At 61.8% G+C, this 19733-nt stretch carries 17 protein-coding genes and 1 pseudogene; 13 read left to right on the forward strand and 5 right to left on the reverse strand.

From position 1 onward, the window contains the following. Positions 1-45: 45 nt before the first annotated feature. Positions 46-756, reverse strand: a complete 711-nt coding sequence (locus tag LB557_RS11650; RefSeq protein WP_140665610.1) for a GntR family transcriptional regulator — start codon at positions 754-756, stop codon at positions 46-48. Positions 757-940: 184 nt separating this feature from the next. On the opposite strand from LB557_RS11650, the gene LB557_RS11655 reads away from it, so the two are divergent. The 6 genes from LB557_RS11655 (at position 941) to LB557_RS11680 (ending at position 7408) form a co-directional block, all read left to right on the forward strand. Beyond that, complete coding sequence (locus LB557_RS11655) at positions 941-2419, forward strand: ABC transporter substrate-binding protein (protein WP_015319197.1); 1479 nt, start codon at positions 941-943, stop codon at positions 2417-2419. A gap of 73 nt (positions 2420-2492) precedes the next feature. Beyond that, on the forward strand, positions 2493-3452 hold the full coding sequence (locus LB557_RS11660) for a carbohydrate ABC transporter permease (protein ID WP_015319198.1): 960 nt from the start codon (positions 2493-2495) through the stop codon (positions 3450-3452). Continuing rightward, positions 3449-4339, forward strand: coding sequence for a carbohydrate ABC transporter permease (locus LB557_RS11665; RefSeq protein WP_015319199.1), 891 nt, complete (start codon positions 3449-3451; stop codon positions 4337-4339). The genes LB557_RS11660 and LB557_RS11665 overlap by 4 nt, the downstream gene beginning before the upstream one ends. 10 nt (positions 4340-4349) lie before the next feature. Further along, complete coding sequence (locus LB557_RS11670; protein ID WP_224644118.1) at positions 4350-5447, forward strand: ABC transporter ATP-binding protein; 1098 nt, start codon at positions 4350-4352, stop codon at positions 5445-5447. Between the two features lie 33 nt (positions 5448-5480). Next, the gene (locus tag LB557_RS11675) at positions 5481-6644 is read left to right on the forward strand and encodes a mandelate racemase/muconate lactonizing enzyme family protein (RefSeq protein ID WP_140790622.1); all 1164 of its coding nucleotides are present in this window, start codon (positions 5481-5483) and stop codon (positions 6642-6644) included. 23 nt (positions 6645-6667) lie between these two features. Continuing rightward, positions 6668-7408: a ribonuclease activity regulator RraA gene (locus tag LB557_RS11680; RefSeq protein WP_224644119.1), complete on the forward strand. Its 741-nt coding sequence runs from the start codon at positions 6668-6670 to the stop codon at positions 7406-7408. A gap of 63 nt (positions 7409-7471) precedes the next feature. Here LB557_RS11680 and LB557_RS11685 read toward each other — a convergent pair whose 3' ends face one another. Beyond that, positions 7472-8368, reverse strand: a complete 897-nt coding sequence (locus LB557_RS11685) for a LysR family transcriptional regulator (protein ID WP_224644120.1) — start codon at positions 8366-8368, stop codon at positions 7472-7474. A gap of 228 nt (positions 8369-8596) precedes the next feature. On the opposite strand from LB557_RS11685, the gene LB557_RS11690 reads away from it, so the two are divergent. From LB557_RS11690 to LB557_RS11720, 7 genes and pseudogenes are all read left to right on the forward strand, one after another. Continuing rightward, a complete protein-coding gene (locus tag LB557_RS11690; RefSeq protein ID WP_140823524.1) occupies positions 8597-9331 on the forward strand; it encodes an SDR family NAD(P)-dependent oxidoreductase in 735 nt (244 codons plus the stop codon). A 48-nt stretch (positions 9332-9379) separates the two neighbouring features. After that, the gene (locus LB557_RS11695) at positions 9380-10132 is read left to right on the forward strand and encodes an SDR family NAD(P)-dependent oxidoreductase (RefSeq protein WP_224644121.1); all 753 of its coding nucleotides are present in this window, start codon (positions 9380-9382) and stop codon (positions 10130-10132) included. 31 nt (positions 10133-10163) lie between these two features. Further along, positions 10164-10766 carry an NADPH-dependent F420 reductase gene (locus tag LB557_RS11700; protein WP_224644122.1) on the forward strand — a complete coding sequence of 201 codons (603 nt, stop codon included), beginning with the start codon at positions 10164-10166 and terminating at the stop codon, positions 10764-10766. A gap of 122 nt (positions 10767-10888) precedes the next feature. Beyond that, a pseudogene (locus LB557_RS11705) lies at positions 10889-11077 on the forward strand (nuclear transport factor 2 family protein); the annotation flags it as partial. Between the two features lie 104 nt (positions 11078-11181). Next, positions 11182-11814 carry a class I SAM-dependent methyltransferase gene (locus LB557_RS11710; RefSeq protein ID WP_224644123.1) on the forward strand — a complete coding sequence of 211 codons (633 nt, stop codon included), beginning with the start codon at positions 11182-11184 and terminating at the stop codon, positions 11812-11814. A gap of 305 nt (positions 11815-12119) precedes the next feature. Further along, complete coding sequence (gene rnz, locus LB557_RS11715) at positions 12120-13028, forward strand: ribonuclease Z (protein WP_224644124.1); 909 nt, start codon at positions 12120-12122, stop codon at positions 13026-13028. A 10-nt stretch (positions 13029-13038) separates the two neighbouring features. After that, positions 13039-13506, forward strand: a complete 468-nt coding sequence (locus LB557_RS11720) for a metallophosphoesterase family protein (RefSeq protein WP_224644125.1) — start codon at positions 13039-13041, stop codon at positions 13504-13506. Between the two features lie 146 nt (positions 13507-13652). Here LB557_RS11720 and LB557_RS11725 read toward each other — a convergent pair whose 3' ends face one another. The 3 genes from LB557_RS11725 to LB557_RS31760 all read right to left on the reverse strand — a co-directional run. Next, entirely contained in the window at positions 13653-14990 is a 1338-nt protein-coding gene (locus LB557_RS11725; RefSeq protein ID WP_140823530.1) for an HlyD family type I secretion periplasmic adaptor subunit, read from the reverse strand. A 19-nt stretch (positions 14991-15009) separates the two neighbouring features. Next, the gene (locus tag LB557_RS11730; RefSeq protein WP_224595241.1) at positions 15010-16704 is read right to left on the reverse strand and encodes a type I secretion system permease/ATPase; all 1695 of its coding nucleotides are present in this window, start codon (positions 16702-16704) and stop codon (positions 15010-15012) included. Between the two features lie 63 nt (positions 16705-16767). Continuing rightward, the coding region (locus LB557_RS31760; RefSeq protein ID WP_318013348.1) for a VCBS domain-containing protein at positions 16768-19733 on the reverse strand (2966 nt) is incomplete at its 5' end.

Here is a 19733-nt window from a genome sequence, read left to right on the forward strand (position 1 = left end):
TTTCACTAGTGGTCAACCACGCTGTTCCAGACCTGACCCCTCGTCCTATCCGGCCCGAGCGGCGTTGCGTGCACGCATCTGTTCGAGAACATGCCGGCCGGAACCCTCGACGTGGCGGGAGATGAGTTCGGCCGCCTTGTCGGCCTCCCCGGCCTTGATGAGCGCAATGAGTTCGCGATGCTCACGAATGATCGCGGCACGCCGCGCGAGCGTGAAATTGAAACGCCGGCTCACCGCTCGCAGCACTTCGCGATGCTTCCACCAGAGCTCGGCGGCATGGCGGTTATAGTGCCGCTGGTACATCACCGTGTGAAATGCGGTATCCAGTTCACTGTGCCTGAACGTGTCGGCGAAATTGTTCTCTTCGATCAGGCCTTGGATGCGTTCGAGTTCGGCGATGTCCTCGCCGGTGGCCATACCTACAAACCATCGCGTCAGGGCTGGCTCGATCAGAACTCCGATCTCGTAGATATCGCGGACGAAATCCTGATCGATGGGCCTTACACGCGCCCCGCGGTTGGGAGAAAAGATGACGAACCCCTCGCCCCGCAACAGTTGCAGGGCCTCGCGCACGGGATTGGTCGACGTGCCGTGGCGGCGGGCGAGATCGGTCACAACAAGCCGTTCGTTGGCGGCGAGCCGTCCCTCGATGATGTCTTCCCTGATCAGTTCGTAAAGCGAGGCACCCTCGCTGGAGGCTCCGGTGGCGTCGATCCCCGGGGGTGGCTTGGCTTTGAAATCGTCTGTTTCGGCCAAGGGCCGGCTCCCCAAATTAATACACAGTCTGTCCGATATCACGCACGGTTCCCATAAACAATGTACGATCTCGTGCGTTGACAGGCAATCCATGTTCTGAAAACGTACCAAGTGGTCGAGAGGATACACCGTACTGCAATAACCATCCTCGCGATCGCAGGGCGGAGAACCAGGGAGGATACCTATGACGAGGATCATGCTCGGCAGTGCGGTCCTGCGCGGCACTGTCGTCGGTATTTTGACGGCATCACTTATGTCCACATCGGCGTTGGGTGCGCCACCGGTCGACCTCAGCAAATGGTCGCCCGAATATGTGCGCTCCATCGCGGGAACACAGGATTTCGACACGGCCGGCGATTGCGCCAAGGTCACGCCGCTGGATTACAAGGGGCGACTGACTTTCTGGTATCAGGGCGTGTTCGAGGGCGATCCCGACCTGCTGCGCCAGTACTACAAGGATTTCTTCGAGACTTTCCGCAAGACCTATCCGAACATCAAGCTCGAGGAACAGGCCCTCACCTATAACGACCTTCTCGACAAGTTCCGCACCGCGCTCCTGGGCAATGCCGCGCCGATGGCGGTGCGCCTGCAAATCCTGGGCGGTACCGAATTCGCCTCGAAAGGCTATCTACAGCCGCTCAAACCGGAGGATGTGGGCTATTCGACCGAGGATTTCTGGCCCGGCGCCATGAAGGCCGTGACCTGGGATGGGGTCACATACGGCGTTCCAACGAACAACGAGACGATGGCGTTCATCTGGAATGCCGACATCTTCAAGCGTGCGGGTCTCGATCCGGACAAGGCTCCCGCAACCTGGGACGACGTCGTCAAATATTCCAAGCAGATCCACGACAAGCTCGGCATTGCCGGTTACGGCCTCGTGGCTCGCAAGAATGCCGGCAATACGCCCTATCGCTTCATGCCACAGCTGTGGGCCTATGGCGGCGGCGTCTTCGACGAAGCCACCGCGAACCCGACTTACAAGGAGGTGGAACTCGACAGCCCGCAGAGCAAGGCGGCGCTGCAAGCCTCATACGACATGTATGTCCGCGACAAGTCGGTTCCGGTTTCGGCACTTACCAACCAGCAGGCCGACAACCAGCCTCTGTTCGTCGCCGGCCAGTTGGGCATGATGGTTTCCCACCCGTCCGACTACAACGTCATGCTCGACCTGCAGGCCAAGGCGACCGGGACCGACAAGGACAAGGCGCAGACCGTCATCGACAATATGCGCTACGGCCTGATCCCGACCGGTCCTGACGGCAAGCGCGCCGTCGTGTTCGGCGGCTCGAACATTCACATCCTGAAGCCCGAGTATGTAGAGGGTGGCAAGGTGGACGAGCCGGCCGCGAAAGCGATGATCTGCATGTGGGCGAGCCCCGAATGGTCGCTGAAGATGGCCTATGCCGGCTCGAACCCGGGCAATCTTAACGGCTTCAAGACCAAATGGATGAAGGAACGTCTGGACCATATCAAGTTCCTCGATGTCACGACTTCGATGCTGCCCTATGGCATCCCCTTCCCGGCGCTGCCGGAATCCCCCGAGATCATGAACATCATCGTCCCGGACATGCTGCAGAATGCGCTGACCGGCGCGATGACCGTCGACCAGGCAGCGGACGATGCGGCCAAGAAGGTGAAAGACCTAATGGGCGGGCTCTAGTCCCAACCTGACCTGCGAACCGGCTGCGCCAAGAGCGCAGCCGGTTCTTTCCGAAAAACAAGGGCACGCCACAGTGACGATCGTGACCGGCAAGGCCGAGGCTCGCCGAAAATCGCAACCCGGCGGGTCAGGCGCATTGCGGAACATCTGGGCCCATCGCGCCGACTACGCATACGTGCTCCCGGCGATCGCCGTGATGCTCGTCGTCATCGCCTATCCGATCTACTACACGATCGAGCTGTCGTTCTATAAGACGCCGCCCGGTCTGCAGCTCCGCGACAAGACCTTCATCGGCTTCGACAATTACACCACCATCCTCACCAGTGATGTGTTCTGGAAAGTAACCTGGAACACCCTGATCTGGACATTCGGATCCACTTTCATCTCCTTTGTCCTGGGGTTTGCCACGGCGCTGGCGCTGCACCGAGACTTTGTCGGCCGCGGCGTCCTGCGCGCCATCCTGATCATTCCCTGGGTGATCAGCGCCGTTGCCGCCTCCTATATCTGGAAGTGGATCTACCATTCGGATTTCGGCATCATCGGCGCGGTGCTGGTCGGCCTCGGATTGACTGACCGGCCACCCAATTTCATCGACAACGTCAGCACGGTGCTGCCCTCCCTGATCGTCGTCAATATCTGGCGCGAGTTTCCGTTTGCCATGATCATGATGATGGCCGGCCTGCAGACAGTCCCCGAGCAATTGTTGCGGGCCGCCAAGGTCGACGGGGCCAATGCATGGCAGCGCTTCTGGCACGTCACTTTCCCGCACTTGCGCAACGTCTCGGTGGTGACGATCCTGCTGCTCGCGGTGGCCAACTTCAATTCCTTCATCATCCCCTGGATCATGACCGCAGGCGGGCCGTCGAACGCATCGCATATCTGGATAACCCACATCTATGAGCTCGCCTTCGGCCGCCAGCGCTGGGGCGTGGCATCGGCTTATTCGGTGCTCCTGTTCCTCATCCTGATGACGCTGGGCTATTTCTACGTCCGGGCGCTGAGCGGCAACGAGCGGAAAGAGGGGAGCACATGAGCACGCTTGCAGAGACAGCCTCCCGAGGCCGGCCCCATCGCCGCATGCGCGTCGACGGATGGCGCTGGGCCGGGCGCATCTTCCTCTTGTTCATGCTGATTTACACCGCGGTGCCGATGATCTGGATGCTGATCACCTCGATCAAGTCCGGCTTCGCGGCGACGCAGTTCCCGCCGCAATGGTGGCCAAACGAGCCTACGCTTGCCAGCTACAAGAAGCTGCTCGATCCGCAGAACAGCGTCGGCCAGGACTTCCTGCGCTTCTTCTGGAACAGCCTGTTCGTGTCGACCGTCACGACAATCCTTTCGGTGATCGTTGCCGTCCCCGCGGCCTACGCGTTTTCGCGCTTCACCTTCCCCGGCCGGAACTTCCTGTTCTTCGCCGTGCTGCTGCGCAACATGTTCCCAGCGGTGATCTTTCTCGTGCCGCTCTTCATCCTGATGCGTGCGATCGGGCTGGTGAACACGCATGGCTCGCTGATCCTGACCTATCTCACCTTCGGCCTGCCCCTGGCGATCTGGCTGCTCAAGGGTTTTTACGACAACATCCCGGTGCAGCTCGAGCAGGCGGCGCGTATCGATGGGGCAACACGGTTCCAGGCCTTCATCATGATCGTGATGCCGCTCTCGACGCCGGGGATCATCGCCACCGCGATCTATTCCTTCATCGGCGCGTGGAACGAGTACATCTACGCCTACACGTTCCTCTCCAAAAATGAACAGTTGACCCTGCCGGTCGGCATCCAGCGCTTCTTCTCGGAAAACACGACGGACTTTCCGGGACTGATGGCGGCGAGCTTCATGATGAGCGTGCCTGTCGTGGTGCTGTTCCTCGTCCTGCAGCGATACTTCGTACGCGCCCTGACAGAAGGCGCGGTCAAGCATTAGGGAGTTGCCGATGGCCCACGTGGTCCTCAAAGATCTCGTCAAGACCTATGGCGGCTTCAAGGCCGTCAACGACGTTTCACTGACGGTCAACGACGGCGAGTTCGTTGCGCTTGTCGGCCCTTCAGGCTGCGGAAAGACGACCACGCTCAATCTCGTTGCCGGGCTGACCCCGATCACATCGGGCGACATCCTCATTGGCGACCAGGTGGTCAACGATCTCGACCCCAAGGACCGGGACATCGCAATGGTGTTCCAGAACTACGCGCTCTATCCGCAAAAGTCGGTCTACATGAACCTCGCGTTCCCGCTACAGATGCGCAAACTGCCCAGGGACGAGATCGACAAGAAGGTCAAGGAAGCGGCGCGCGTGCTCGACATGACGCACTTGCTCGAGCGCAAGCCGCGCGAACTTTCGGGCGGGCAGCAGCAGCGTGTGGCGCTGGGCCGTGCGCTCGTGCGCGATCCCGCGGTGTTTCTCATGGACGAGCCGCTCTCCAACCTCGACGCGAAACTGCGCGTACAGATGCGGTCGGAGATCAAGCGCTTCCACCAGGACCTCAAGGCGACGATCATCTATGTGACGCACGACCAGCTCGAAGCCGTCACCATGGCCGACAAGATGGCGGTGATGAATGGCGGCTTCCTGCAGCAATACGATTCACCGGCGCAGGTCTTTGCCCATCCGGTGAACATGTTCGTCGCCAGCTTCATCGGCAGCCCGGCAATGAGCCTCATTCCTCTGGAGACATCGACGGCAAACGGCAACACCGTGCTGACCAGCGCGGAGGGCTGGAGCCTCGGGCTCTCGCCGCGCAACGTCCAGAAGGTCACGGGGGCAACGACCAAGAAAATCGTGCTCGGCGCACGCCACTCGACGATCAAGCTGCACAAGAGCGCCGTGCAAGGCGGCATCCCGGCCAAGGTCTACACGGTGGAACCAACCGGAGACGTCACCTTCGTGCAGGCGTTCCTGTCCGGTGCCATCGTCAACGTCAGCGTGCCGCCCAACATTGCCGTCGCGCCCGACGAGCGTATCTGGCTCGAGTTCGACCAGGAGCGGATGCATCTGTTCGACGGTGAAACCGAGATGGCTCTCGAGGCCAACTGAGACAGGGCGGATGCGTGTGGGACATGGGCGTGGATGACTACGAAACTTAAGATCACGGCGATCAAACCCTATCCGGCATGGGTGGGAACGCGCAATCAGATGCTGGTCAAGGTCGAGACCGACCAGGGCATTTTCGGTTGGGGCGAGAGCGGCCTGAGCGGCCGCGAGAAGGCCGTGGCCGGCGCGGTCGAGCACTATCGCGAGTTTCTCATCGGCCGCGATCCCATGCAGATCGGGCGGATCTGGCAGGAGGTTTATCGCAGCCAGTATTTCGAAGGCGGTCGGGTTCTGCAGGCAGCTATTTCGGCCATCGATATCGCCCTCCACGATATCAAGGGCAAGGCGCTGGGGGTGCCGGTCTACGAATTGCTGGGCGGCAAGCAGCGCGACCGGATCCCCACCTTCGCCTCGACCGGAGACGAGGCCGAGGGCGATGTTGCCATCGAGCGGGCCCGCGAACTGCGCGCACAAGGCTGGCAGGCGATCCGCTTCTTTCCCGTCGGGCAAAACAGCAGGGATGTTTTCGAGCCACGCGAGTCGATCGGCGCTACCGCGACCATGCTGAACAAGGCGCGCCGGGCGCTGGGTAACGATGTCGTCCTCGGCATCGACTATCATCATCGGCTGTCGGTGGCGGAGGCGGCGAGCTTCTGCAACAAGCTCGACCGCGGCGTGCTCGATTTTCTCGAGGAGCCGATACGCGACGAGACGCCAGAAGCGTACGAATCCCTCCGCACGATGACCGACATCCCCTTCGCCATTGGCGAGGAATTTGCCAGCAAGTGGCAGTTCCTGCCCTATATCGAGCGCGGCATCCACCAGTTCAACCGGCTCGATATCTGCAATGCCGGCGGGTTCACCGAGGCAATGAAAATCGCTGGCTGGAGCGAGGCACACTATGTGGACCTGATGCCGCACAATCCGCTTGGTCCAGTGTGCACGGCCGCGACCGTGCATCTGGCCGCCGCGGTCCCCAACTTCGCGTGGCTCGAAACCAGGGCCCCCGAAGCAAGGCTCGGCTTCGACAATTCCGAATTTTTCCCGGTGCAACCACGGCTCGACGGCCCCGACTACCCGGTGGGCGATCTGCCGGGGCTCGGCGTCGAGGTCAACGAAGAGGCCGTCCAGGCGCAGAGCTTCCGTTTCTGGGAAGCGCCCCACCTCAAGCGCCGCGATGGTTCTGTCACGAACTGGTAGTTCCCTTTCAATCGGAGTCCACAATGACGCATACTTCCGACATCACGCGGCCGCCGAAGGATCTGATCGACGCGCTAAAGGAGATCGGCGCCGCGACGGTTGCCGGCACGCTTGGCCATATGGGCTTCCGCAATCCGCATATGGTCGGCCCGGTGGCGCAGAACCACGGGAGATCGATCGTCGGGCCGGCGCTGACGCTGCAGTTCCTGCCGCAGCGGCCCGATCTTTTCAACGAGGGAGAATATGCCGATCCGGAAACACAGCTGCACCGGCATGTGCTGTACCACGCACAGGAAGGGGATGTGGTCGTGGTCGATGCGCGCGGCGACATGAGTTCGGGCGTCTTCGGCGATATGATGTCGACGTATTTCAAGGGCAGAGGCGGCGCGGGCATCGTCATCGACGGCTGCATGCGCGACCGGCCCAATGTCGAAAAGCTCGATCTGGCCCTATGGCTGCGCGGCTGGACGCCCAACTACCATGTGCAAACCAGCATTTATCCCAATGCCGTCAACGTTCCGATTGCCTGCGGCGGTGTCACCGTGATCCCCGGCGACATCATCGTCGCCGACGATGATGGGGTGGTGGTGCTACCCGTTGCGATGGCCGCGAAGGTGATCGAAGAATCCCAGAAACATCACGACTGGGAGGAGTTCTCACGCATGAAGCTCATGGAGGGCGGGTCGTTGCAACGCTATTATCCGCTGCACCCAAGTGCGACCGAAGAGTACGAGGCTTGGCGGGCAACCAACCCAAAATCTTGATGGACGATCGAGATCCCGAAATGTCTCATGAAGGGCAGCGAACCGCCAAGTCCCAGACGGGCGTTAGTCACGCGTTACGGACAGTCCTGCGATAAGCGGAGCGTACGCGGCGAGCCTGCGGGATACGAACTCCGTGAAAAGCCGAACGCGCTTCGTCTTGCGTGTCTCCCCCTGCGTGAGAATCCAGAGTGTCCCATGCATGGGCGGGTTGGTGCCCGGCACCCTCACGAGCAGGGGGTCGGCATCTCCGACAAAGCACGGCAGTTTCGTCATCCCGATCCCTTGCTGCGCCGCGATGATCTGCGTCTCGGCATCCGGAGTCCTGAACGGAGCTCCCGTGATGTGAACTTCTCCCTCGCGCGCCCAGTCCGGAATTCCATGATTGTCTATTGCGATCCACCGGAGGGGATCAGGCGTGCCCGCACGCAACGCGGGTAGTCGATCGCGAGACATGTAGACGCCGCTGAACACCTCCGGTCCCTTCAGGCCGTGAAGATTGAGCGGCAGGGTCTTGCGGTCGGCGACAATGCGGATCGCGACGTCGGCCTCTCGGTTAGTCAGATTCGCCACCTCGCCAGTGGTCAAGATTTCCATCTCGATGTCCGGATGCATACGCGCGAAGTCGGCGAGATCCGGCATGAGCAGGTGTGTGGCGAGGAACGGTGGAACTGTCACCCGCAAAAGCCCGCGCGCGCTCTGGTCGCGACCGAAGACACGCGTCTCCAGCTGGTGCGACGACCCTTCCATCTGGTTCGCGAGCTCGAGGACCTCCTCGCCCGCAGCCGTCAGGCGGTAGCCCGAAGGCAGCTTTTCGAACATCTGCGCCCCGAGGCGTTCCTCAAGTTGAGCGATGCGTCGCAGCACGGTCGAGTGATACACGCCGAGGCGCTCGGCGGCAGCCCGCACCGAGCCGCCGCGCGCGGCGGCAAGAAAGTAGCGAACGTCATCCCAGTCAATCATGGTGCATTCCCGCGCCGCCAGCTGCGCCTTCCGAAGCCCATTCTAGCACGCCGAGCTGTAATGCGCGCGACTGTTGCGGCGTTCAATCGTCAGGGTGGATCGTTTTCGCACCACCGATGTGCGCGATTCCGCACTCACCGCCCGACTTCGGCGATCCCATGTTCAGGCTCTCGGGTTGACCCACCGTACAGCCAAAGACCCGAGATGGCGAAACGAAGGACGCACGACATGAACAGACTGAATGGAAAGACCGCCGTGATCACCGGCGGCGCTACCGGCATCGGCCGCGCCGCTGCAAAGCGCTTCATCGAGGAAGGCGCCTTCGTCTTCATCTTCGGCCGCCGGCAGCAAGCGCTCGACGCCGCTGTGGCGGACCTCGGGCCCAATGCCCGCGCGGTGAAAGGCTCGGTCTCGGATGAGGCCGACCTCGACCGGCTCTACGCTGCGGTGAAGGCCGAACGCGGAAGCCTCGACATCGTCTTCGCCAATGCCGGGGCTGGAGGCCCGCTTCCGCTCGGCCAGATCACCGCCGAGCACATTGACGAAGCCTTCGACACCAATGTGAAGGGTACGATCTTCACGGTCCAAAAGGCGCTGCCGCTGATGGGCCCGGGGGGTTCGATCATCGTGACCGGATCGAGCGCCGGCACCACGGGCGCACCGGGGTTCACTGCCTACAGCGCGAGCAAGGCGGCAGTGCGCAACCTCGCGCGGACCTGGGCGGAGGACCTGAAGGGCACCGGTATCCGCGTAAACGTGCTGTCGCCCGGGGCGACGGCGACCGAACTCGCGAAGGAAGCGCTGGGCGAGGAAGGACAGAAGGTCTTCGCCTCGATGACTCCGCTCCAGCGCATGGCCGATCCGGCGGAAATTGGGGCGGTGGCTGCCTTTCTCGCGTCGTCGGACAGCAGCTTCATGACTGCCAGCGAGGTCGCCGTCGATGGCGGCCTGGCGCAACTCTGACGCCGGCGCGTTCCCGCGTCTGGCTCACACAACGAAGGATAGAAGATCATGAAAAAGTTGGAAAATAAGGTCGCCGTCATCACCGGCGGAAGCAGCGGGATCGGCTTGGCGACAGCCAAGCGCTTCGTTGAAGAAGGCGCGCACGTCGTGATCACCGGGCGACGAGAGAAAGAGCTGAAGGAGGCCGCGGCCTTCATCGAGAGAAACGTTACGACGGTCGCAGGCGACGTGTCGCGCTTGGAGGATCTGGACCGGGTCTATGCCGTCGTGAAAGAGAAACACGGCCACATCGACATTCTCTTCGCGAACGCAGGCGCAGGGACAATCGCACCGCTCGCGGCAGCGACTGAGGCCCATTTTGACCAAACCTTCGATGTGAATGTGAAGTGGTTGTTTTTCACGGTACAGAAGGCGCTTCCACTATTCAGTGACGGCGGTTCGATCATCCTGACCTCTTCGGTCTCCAACGTGTTGGGGCTGCCAGGGTTCAGCGCCTACGCAGCGAGTAAAGCGGCGGTGCGAAACTTCGCGCGCGCTTGGACACTGGAGCTGAAAGATCGCAAAATTCGCGTGAATTCAATGAGTCCCGGACCAATCGAGACCCCGGCATTAGCGACAACGACGGGTCTTACCCCCGAGCAAGCCGAGCAAGCGGCCGCCCAGTTTGCTTCACAGATCCCAATGGGTCGCAGGGGCAAGCCAGAGGAAATCGCGGCTGCCGTCACGTTCCTTGCTTCTGACGAAAGCTCTTACATCACCGGCGTAGATTTCGCCGTCGATGGAGGCATGGCCCAGGTCTGACCTCGGCATCACACAAGATCGGAGAAACATCATGAGCTACGCAATTATCGGCTTCGGCAATATCGGCCGAGCCCTCGCCAAGGCATTTGCTCGCAAGGGCATCGAGGTATCCGTCGCAACCACGCGCGACCCGGAAAGCTTTGCCGCGGACGCGGCCGCGATCGGGCCTACGATCATCCCCAAAAAGCTGGCGGACGCGCTCAGGGCGGACATCATCTTTTTGGCAGTCCGTTTCGAGTCGCATCCGGATGTCGCGAAGGCGCTGTCCACCTGGAAGGGGAAGACCATCGTCGATGTGACCAATGCCTACGGCGTGCCCCCTGAGAAGCTGGGAGGACAGCCTTCTTCCAAGTTCATCGCGCAGGCTTTCCCCGGTGGACGACTGGTCAAGGGCTTCAACCATTTGGGCGCTGCCACCCTTGACCAAGATTCAGCAGTGCATGGCGGCAGGAGAGTCGTGTTCCTGGCGAGCGACGATGACGCTGCCGCAGCGGAGATTGGTACGCTCGCGGAAAATCTCGACTTCTCGCCGATCAAACTTGGCGGGCTTTCGGAAGGTGGGCTGCTGGTCCAGGCGCGCGGAAATAGCTGGGGTCATCTGATCTTCAAGGACCTGGTCAAGTTCGACCGATGAACACGACGTGCCCACCGGCAGGGTCACGACGCACGGACCGGACCGAGCGTGATCCGGTCCGTGCGAAATAGGAAATTCCCATGACTGTCGAGAAGACCATCCAGACCGTGAGGGACTTCTTCGCCGCGATCGGCCGGGTTTTGGTCGTCGGCTCCGGGAGGGGAAGGATCAAAGCCACGAACAAGACGTTCGAGGACGACTGGATCTTCGCCATCACGGTCCGGGACGGCAGATTGACCAACATCCGGGAATACGTCGACACACAAGCACTGGCACGCGCCTCGCAGATGGACGCGTCCGGATCGGCGTAGCGCTTGCCGTCTGCGGCCATCGAATGGGGTAGACGGCGGATCAGCCGTGGATCGCCCCCTCGCACGCTGGCGCTCGTCGAATGCTCAATCGAAAGGAGATCTCGATGTACGACCAATCCAAGCTATCCGAGTTGATCCGGTTCGCACGCACAGATGCGGGCTTCACCGTCATCGACGTCTACCCGGGCAACGGCGACTGGACCCGCGTCTTCTCAGACATCGTGGGACCCCAAGGACGTGTCTACAGCTTCGTGCCGGCCGAAGTGGCCCACTTCAAGGACGATCCGGTCGGCCGCATGCGGACGCTCGCGAAGGAGCCGGGCCGAGAGAACATCGAAGCCGTCTCGGCGGACCTTGTGGCGATGCCGGAGGTCACGCAGCCAGCGGATGTTATATGGCTGCATCTGTTCTACCACGATCTCCACACCGCTTTGATTCAGGCCAGGGGCGCGACGGCAGCCGACTTCAATCGAGCCGTCTATGAGCGGCTGAAGCCCGGTGGTTCCTACGTTATCGTGGACCACGCCGCCGCCGTCGGGGCCGGCACGAGCGAGGCACAGTCGCTACATCGGATCGAGCCTGCATCCGTTCGCGAGGAGGTGGAGGCGGCCGGTTTCGTCCTGGACGCGGAAAGCACCATGCTGGCGAATAAGGACGATCCGCACTCGAGCAAGGTGTTCGATCCTTCGATCAAGGGCAAGACCGATCGCTTCGCCTTTCGGTTCCTGAGGCCCTGACAGTGAGTCATCCGCCCCACAGTGGCTCAGCTCCCGCAAGCGTGAAGCGTTGCCCTTTCCACACGAGGGCCTTGGCTGTCCGTTCTCTTGAGCAAAGGTGCTGGTGTAACGCAGCCCTCTTGAAGAGGGATCGGAGAAGATTGTGAGCTATCTCACTGCCTATAATCTGGCGCGATACGCGACACGCGATGCCGAATGCGCTCACGCTCACTCTTTTGTCGCTCCAAGCCGGCTAGCGAACGTCTATCAAGGACCGCTCCTTCGCCCGCTTTGAGGTCTCGTTGCCCGCGAGGTAGACTGCTCGCATGACCTTCAAGCTTATCTTCCTCGGGACCTCGGCCAGCGTGCCCTCGGCCGAGCGCAATCACCCGGCGCTGCTCGTTGAAGCCGGCAGTCAACGGGTGCTGGTCGATTGCGGGGAAGGCACCCAGCGTCAGCTTCTGCGCAGCGGCGCCGGATTCAGGCGACTTGATCGCCTGCTCCTCACGCACGCGCATTTCGACCACGTGCTCGGGATTCCAGGCTTGTTCTCGACGCTTCGGCTCCGGCAGAGCAAGAACCATGTGACCATTTATGGTAGCGCAGACACTCTTGACGTCGTCGCCCGCATGCTCGCTGGCCTTTGGGGTGAGGGACGCGCGCCGATCCCGCTGCAACTCGTGCCGCTTGCCCCCGGACGCGTGTTCGAGGTGGATGAGTTCACCGTCGATTGCTTTCAAGTTCGCCATCGCGACACCGACAGCTATGGCTTCGTCTTCGAGACGCCGGCGCGTCGTCACCTCCGTTCGGACCGCTTGGCAGCTCTCGGTGTGCCAGACGGTCCGATCCGGAAGGATTTGGCCGAAGGCCGCTCAATTTCTCTCCCCGACGGCCGAACGATTGCTCCCGAAGCAGTCCTCGGACCACCCGAGGCTGGCAAGAAGCTGGTCATTGTAGGCGACACCGAAACCACTGATGGATTGGTCGACAAGGTGAGCGGCGCCGACCTGCTTATCATCGAAGCCACATTCCTGCAACGAGATGCAGCGATGGCGCGCGACTACGGACATCTGACAGCCGCGGAGGCAGCGTCGCTGGCAGCGACCAGCGATGTAAAGCAGCTCGTTCTTACGCACATCTCCGGCCGGTACTCCGACGAAGAAATTCTCGCGGAAGCCGTTCAGGCGTTTGCGAACAGCCTTATCGCAACGGATTTCACCACCCTCACCGTCTAGTGGCAGAGCCATGGCATTCAGAATTGGCGTCATCTCGGACACGCACGGCTTGCTGAGGCCGGAGGCGGCGCGTTGCCTGGCCGGGGTCGACCACATCATTCATGGAGGGGACATCGGTCGCCCTGAGATCATTACGGCGCTTCGCTGTATCGCGCCGGTTACCGCGATCAGAGGAAACGTAGACACCGGTGGCTGGGCGCTGCCATACGCGGAAACCGAGCTCGTACGTCTTGCCGGGCGAGCAATCTACGTGCTTCATGATCTCAAGACGCTGCAGATCGACCCGATTGCCCAGGGCATCGATTTGATCGTGTCCGGTCACTCGCATGTGCCGGGGATGGAGACAGTGGATGGCGTGCTTTATTTGAATCCGGGCAGCGCTGGCCCGCGACGGTTTAAGCTGCCTGTCACCCTTGCGACGGTCGACATCACTCGAGACAGCATAGGGCCTTCGATAGTGAGCTTGGCAAGCGGCTGAACGAATTCAGCGCGCACTACGCCGCACTTATATCCGACTGTCTCCTCGATTTTTCACAAGATGGCAGGCGCGCCGCAACGCGGAGACACGTATTCTTCGCGATTGTTAACGGGAGTTCTCGCCGCATGCGGTAATGGACTGATCCGTCATTTCTGGCGAAACGCTGAGTGGAACGACACAACCAGCGGGCCTAGAATGTAGTCGAGCGCCGTGCGTTGCTCGGTAACGATCATGACTGACGCCGGCATGCCCGGATAAAGCGCGATCTGTGGGGCTGCGGCCAATTCCACCGGATCGACCGCTACGTCCGCGAGATAATAGGGAAAGCCGGTCTTGGTGTCGGTAATGCGATCCGCCGAAATGCGGGCGACGCGTCCATGAATTATGGGTATCGAACGCTGCTTGTATGATGTGAAACGAACTTCGGCGGCCATGTCGGGACGCAGGTTCGATATATCCTCGACGCGAACCTGTGCCTGGACGATCAGTGAATTCTCGGTCGGCACGATGTCAAGGATGGTCTGGCCCGGCGCCACGATCGCACCGATCGAGAAAACGCTGAGATCCATCACTTGGCCATCATAGGGCGCACGCACTTCGGCCCGGTCCATGGCGGCTTGGGCGGCGAACATCTTGGGTATGAGGTCGGACAGGTTCGATTGCGTATCGATCAGCATGGCCGACAACTTGGTCCGGCGCTCATTGGTCAATTGTGCGATCTGGCTCTCGAGTTCGGCTTTGCTCTGTAGGGTGCCGCCGATGGCGCCGAGATTATCGTCGATCAAGCCCTGCAAATCCGAGGCCGACCTTTCCAGTTCAAGGATGCGTGGGCGGGTCGTCAAACCGGCCTTGAGCAGCTTCGACAGGCTGGCCTTCTCGCCGATCGTCGATTTGAGCTGGGCCCGGTAGGATTCGACCCGAGACTGCTTGCCCCGTATCTGCTCCTCGAGCTCCGCAATGCGCCGTTCGAGGATCTGCCTTGCGCCGGCCATCGAGGCGCGTTGGCTTTCCAGGTCGGTGATCTGGTTTGCCATTGCGTCCTTGAGGTAGTCCTGGTGCTCCTTGAGGATGTCCTTGGGAAAGGCAACCGCCTGGCTGCCGTCCAATTCGGCACGGATCCTGGCATCGGTTGCGCGCAACAGTGCATATTGCTGGGCATAGAGATTGAACTCGGACCGAATCCTGGTGTCGTCCAGCTTCAGCATTATGTCGCCCTTCCTGACGACGTCGCCATCCTTAACGCGGATCTCCTTCACCGTACCGCCGTCGAAGTGCTGGACGCTCTTGCGATTGCCTTCCACCTTGACGATGGCATCGGCGAGCACGGCACCGTTCAGAGGGGCAAAGGCCGCCCAGCCGCCGAAAATGCCGAAAAAGGCCATTATGATCAGCAGGCCAATATAGGCCGGCACCCGGATGGAATCCGGAGCCAGGATGCCGGACTCGCCAGGCAGGCTATGGTAAGTGAGGGCACTGTCGCTCATCGATCTCTCCGACCACAGCTCATTGGGTCGCCACCGCCATTGGAGCCGCGCGCTGGTTGAGCAGCGCCACGATCTCGTTTCTCATGCCGAACGCCTCGACGGCGCCATCGCGCAACAGCAGGATCTTGTCGACATTCGCCAAGGTCGAGGGCCGGTGCGAGACGATGATAACAGTGCTGCCGCGGCGCTTGAGCTCGATCGCGCAGTCGCTCAGCGCGCGATCGCCATCGGCGTCGAGATTGGAACTCGGCTCGTCGAGAATGATCAGTTTCGGCGTTCCAAACACCGCCCGGGCAAGAGCAATCCGTTGCCGATATCCTCCCGACAGCACGGCGCCGCCCTCCCCGATCTGCGTCTCGTAGCCCTGCGGCAGGCGGATAATCATCTCGTGTACGCCGGCGAGCCGCGCGGCCTCGATCACCTCGTGGTCGACATTGGTCTTGAAGCGCCCAATGTTGGCGGCGACGGTATCGGAGAAGAGTTCGATATCTTGCGGCAGGTAGCCGATGTGATCACCTAATGCGTCGTGCCCCCATTGCGACAGGTCGGCGCCATCCAGCCTGACTGTGCCGCGACTGGGTTGCATGACGCCGGCAAGGTGGCGCGCCAGGGTCGACTTGCCGGCGCCGGAGGGGCCAACGATTCCGAGCGCCTCGCCTGCTTCCAACCGAAACGACACGTCGCGCAGAAGCACTTTCTGCTGGCTTTGAATTGCAAAGCTTACCTGCTCGACGGAAATCATGCCGCTGGGCTTCGGCAGGTTGAACGCTCTTTCGTTGCGCGCGCCCCCGTCGACCAGCCTCTCGACCCTTGCCAACGCTGCCCGCGCCAGGATCAGGCTGCGCCAGAGGCCGACGATCTGCTCGACAGGCTGCAACCCCCTGCCCAGCAGGAGGCTCGCCGCGAACATGGTGCCGCCGGTAATCTGCCGTTCGATGACCAGATAGGCGCCGAGGCCGAGGATCAGCGATTGCATGGTGAGCCGCAGGAACCGGATGAGGCCCGACATCAAGGCGGCACGGTCGCTTGCCTCCGCCTGGCGCCGCAGCGCGAGGTTGCGGTCGCGCCCCCAGCGGCGGATGAGACCGTCGATCATCCCCATGGCGCGAACGACTTCGGAGTTCCTGAGGCTCATCTCGGTGAAGTTATAGTTGTTCGTCGCCAGCTCGTTGGCCTGCTTCAGCGGCGAGCGCACGAGATACTCGTTGAGCACGGCCATGCCGATCAGGAGCAGCGAGCAGCCCAGTGCGAAGAAGCCGAGCCACGGATGCAGCAGGAAGATGATGCCGATGTAGATGGGCGACCATGGCAGATCGAACAAAGCGTGGATGCCACTGCCGGTGATGACCTGCCTGAACGTATCGAAGTCGCGGATCGGCTGGCTCGGCGAGGAACCGGGCGATGGGGCCTCGACGGACGCGGCGAGGATCTTTGCCGAAAGCAGACGGTCGAGCCGGGCGCTGGCACGCGTCAGGATCCAGGCGCGGACCAGGTCGAGACCCGCCAGCGAAAGGAAGGCTGCCAGCAACACCAGGGTCAGCATCACCAGCGTGGTTTCGCTGCCGCTGGTGACAACCCGGTCATAGATCTGCAGCATGTAGAGGGGGGAAGCGAGGTAGAGCAGGTTGATCGCCAGGCTGAATGCCGCCGCAACCAGGAAATAGCGGCGGCATGCCCGAAGCGCATCCTTCACAATTCGAGACTTGCTATCCACTTCCAGAACCCCACTCGATACACGTCAGGTCAGGGAGCCGCCATAGCCGGCGGCCCTTTTCGCTCACACCACGAAGTCACTTGAAATCGCTCCATTGCCGATGCCGGTCAGCGTGAATTCCGCCGGATTGTACGAAACGACGGTATGACCCTGGCCGTCATCGGCAAGCTTGAAGGCGTTCGCATCATAATTGCCGACCAGATGCAGCGCGGCGCCGTGGGTGCCGTCCGAAACGGTCAGCGTTCCGCCGCTGCCATCCTGATTTGCCTGATAGACGGCCGTAGTCCCCACGCCGAACAGGATATCGCCGAGGTCCAGCCTGTCGTCATTGGTGATGCCGCCGATCCGTCCGCTGTAGTCGAAGGAATCGTCGAGTTGCAGCGTGCCGGCAGCGTCGTGTCCGAAGGTGACGTCCGTCGACGAGGCGCCGCCGAATTCCAGCTTCGACAAATTGCCGATGGTGGCATCGCCGTCGCCGGTAACCTGGCCGTGGATCACGATGTCGCCGCCATTGGCCCAGAGCATGCCTGAATTCGCCAGGCCGCCGGCGACCGTCAAGCCGCCAGAACCCGTTGCCTCGAGCGTTCCGGAGTTGGTGACGACGCTGCCACCGGTATCGATGACCAGCGCGTGCGAGCCGGTGGCGATAATGGTGCCCTGGTTGTCGAGGCTGAGCATGCCGCCGCCCAGCTGGCCGGAGCCCGAGATCGTGTTGTCGACGTTGACCAGAGTGACGTCCGGCCCTGTGCCGGAAATCATGTTGGCGGCGCTGTCGGACAGCAGGATCTGCCCGCCCCCCTGCAAGGTCACGCCGTGCTGGATGACCTGCAGCAGCGTATCGCCGCCGGTCGAGTCGAGCGAGATGAGGCCGCTATTGTTGAGAATGCCGCTGAGCGGCAGCAACGCGCCGTCGCCGATCGTCATGGTGCCTGAATTGTTGACCACCGGCGTCTGGTCGAACACGAAATTGCTGGCTGTGAGTGCGCCCGAATGCACGCCGTCCAGCGTGATCGACTGTCCGTCGCCGAGTGCGATCACCGCATTGCCGTTGGCATCGTCGGCGATATGCGTCTGGAGGTCGGCGAAGTCCGCCAATCCGTTATAGCCGATGAGATCGATCTGGTCGGCCGCGGCATCGAAATTGTGCACCGTGTCGGCGCCAATCGGTTGCGAGAAGACGAAGAGATCGTTGCCGTGCGAGCCGGTCAGCACGTCGTCGCCGGACCAGGCAAAGATCGGCGAACCCGGTGCGTAGGCCTCGACATTATCGGCGATCGATGCGGTGCCCGTGGTGCCGTCGGCATTGATCCAGGTCATCTCGACATCGAGCACGGCTGCCCCGGTGAAACTGGCCGGCGTGGTAACGGTCAGCCCGTGCAGGTCGTTGGTCTGGATCGTCCAGCTTCCGTCGGCATTATGGGTCGCGCCATCGATGGTCCAGCCCGAAGGCACGTCCTTCACCGTGACGGCGATGAGCGCGCCCTCATGTGATGGGTCGGTGAGGGCAAGGTTGATGGGCTCGCCGGAGGTGCCGGCGGGCTTAAGGGTGCCTTGGCTGGCGCCGGTGCTGAGATTGCCCGCGCCGTCTTTGAAGGCCCCTGAGGCAAAAGTTGCCGTGTAGGTTGTGCCGTTATTGGGCTTGGTCACTAGGAGAGTATACGTATCAACTGTGTTGCCGCCGCCATCGGTCGTTATGCCCCATGTGCCCGTGGTCGAGACCAGGAGTACGCTGTTCGACAGCGCCAGCTTTGTTGAATCGAAGAATGAGTGGTTCATCCCCACTTCGCTAAATGTGACAACGAGCGTGCTCGGCGCGTTGTTGTTCCCCTGAACACCGCTGATTAAAGTAATATTGGGCGGCGTGGTATCGCCACCCGTCACGTTGATCGTCGCGGCAACGCTACTGGTATCCGCGCCTCCATTGGCCGTACCGTCTCCATCCACCAACGTGTAGGTCACCGTCTTGGCGATGGTGGCGCTGGTTGCGTTCGCATAGAGGATATGATCGGCAAGGGCCTGCGCTGCCACCTGCGTAGCAGCGGCATTGAAGCTCACGACCAGATTCGACCCGTTCGTGCCGCCGGTGAAGGTACCAATGAGTGTGCCACCATAGCTCACACTGTTGCCGCTGACGGTGATCTGGCCAGCGCCGGGGGCTTGATTCTGGATGGTCAACTGGTCCGTGACCGCGCCGTTTGCCGTGAACCCGACAGTGAGCGAGCCGCCGCCGAAATTGGCGGAGTCGATGTCCGTTATCGTCGCTGCTGGGGCGATGGCGGTAGCGGCGGATCCAGCTGTATAGTTCAAGGTCGTCGAGAATCCAGCTGAAGCGCCGTTCAGATCTACTACAGGTGCATCGTTGGTGCCGTGTATGGTGACGGTGATGACCTGCGAGGTGCCGTCAGCCGTCGCCACCGTGATGCTGTCGGTGTAGTCGGTGCCGCCCACGAACTCGTTATGGGCGCTGCCCATGGCGTAGGTCCAGTGACCCGTAGCGTCGATCGAGAACGTGCCGTAGCCGTTGCTGCCGGCCACGTTGGTCTGCACGACAAAGGCGTTCGAGCTGTCGGGATCAGTGGCAACCAGGGTGCCGCCGGTCGACTGCGCCGCATTGGCCTCGGTCACTGCGCCGTTCGCCGTGCCGGTGATGACGGCCGCGTCGTTGGTGCCGTGGATGGTGATCGTCACCACCTGGGCGGTGCCGTCGGCGGTATGAGCGGTGAAGGTGTCGGTGGTCGTGTCGCCGACATTGAGCGCCTGGACCGTGGCGTTGCCGTTGTCGAGCGTATAGGTCCACTGGCCGTCGGCGCCGAGCTGATAGGTGCCGAGGCCGCCGGTGCTTGCCGTGCCGGCGGGAGCCGTCTGCCAGCTGTCGGTCGCATTGTCGACATCGGTGTCGTTGAGATCGCCGCTCGCCGTCGGCGTCCCGGGAATGGCGTTGGCCACGCCGCCGGCCTCGGTCACTGCGCCGTTCGCCGTGCCGGTGATGACGGCCGCGTCGTTGGTGCCGTGGATGGTGATCGTCACCA

It is taken from the genome of Mesorhizobium sp. BR115XR7A (assembly GCF_020165315.1).
Classification (GTDB): domain Bacteria; phylum Pseudomonadota; class Alphaproteobacteria; order Rhizobiales; family Rhizobiaceae; genus Mesorhizobium; species Mesorhizobium australicum.

Bases quoted from the DNA above. Each gene is read 5' to 3' on its own strand.
- LB557_RS11655 (WP_015319197.1), top strand. From the start codon at position 941: ATGACGAGGATCATGCTCGGCAGTGCGGTCCTGCGCGGCACTGTCGTC.
- LB557_RS11695 (WP_224644121.1), top strand. From the start codon at position 9,380: ATGAAAAAGTTGGAAAATAAGGTCGCCGTCATCACCGGCGGAAGCAGC.
- LB557_RS11675 (WP_140790622.1), top strand. From the start codon at position 5,481: ATGACTACGAAACTTAAGATCACGGCGATCAAACCCTATCCGGCATGG.
- LB557_RS11720 (WP_224644125.1), top strand. From the start codon at position 13,039: ATGGCATTCAGAATTGGCGTCATCTCGGACACGCACGGCTTGCTGAGG.
- rnz (WP_224644124.1), top strand. From the start codon at position 12,120: ATGACCTTCAAGCTTATCTTCCTCGGGACCTCGGCCAGCGTGCCCTCG.
- LB557_RS11725 (WP_140823530.1), bottom strand. From the start codon at position 14,990: ATGAGCGACAGTGCCCTCACTTACCATAGCCTGCCTGGCGAGTCCGGC.
- LB557_RS11710 (WP_224644123.1), top strand. From the start codon at position 11,182: ATGTACGACCAATCCAAGCTATCCGAGTTGATCCGGTTCGCACGCACA.
- LB557_RS11685 (WP_224644120.1), bottom strand. From the start codon at position 8,368: ATGATTGACTGGGATGACGTTCGCTACTTTCTTGCCGCCGCGCGCGGC.
- LB557_RS11690 (WP_140823524.1), top strand. From the start codon at position 8,597: ATGAACAGACTGAATGGAAAGACCGCCGTGATCACCGGCGGCGCTACC.
- LB557_RS11680 (WP_224644119.1), top strand. From the start codon at position 6,668: ATGACGCATACTTCCGACATCACGCGGCCGCCGAAGGATCTGATCGAC.
- LB557_RS11700 (WP_224644122.1), top strand. From the start codon at position 10,164: ATGAGCTACGCAATTATCGGCTTCGGCAATATCGGCCGAGCCCTCGCC.
- LB557_RS11670 (WP_224644118.1), top strand. From the start codon at position 4,350: ATGGCCCACGTGGTCCTCAAAGATCTCGTCAAGACCTATGGCGGCTTC.
- LB557_RS11665 (WP_015319199.1), top strand. From the start codon at position 3,449: ATGAGCACGCTTGCAGAGACAGCCTCCCGAGGCCGGCCCCATCGCCGC.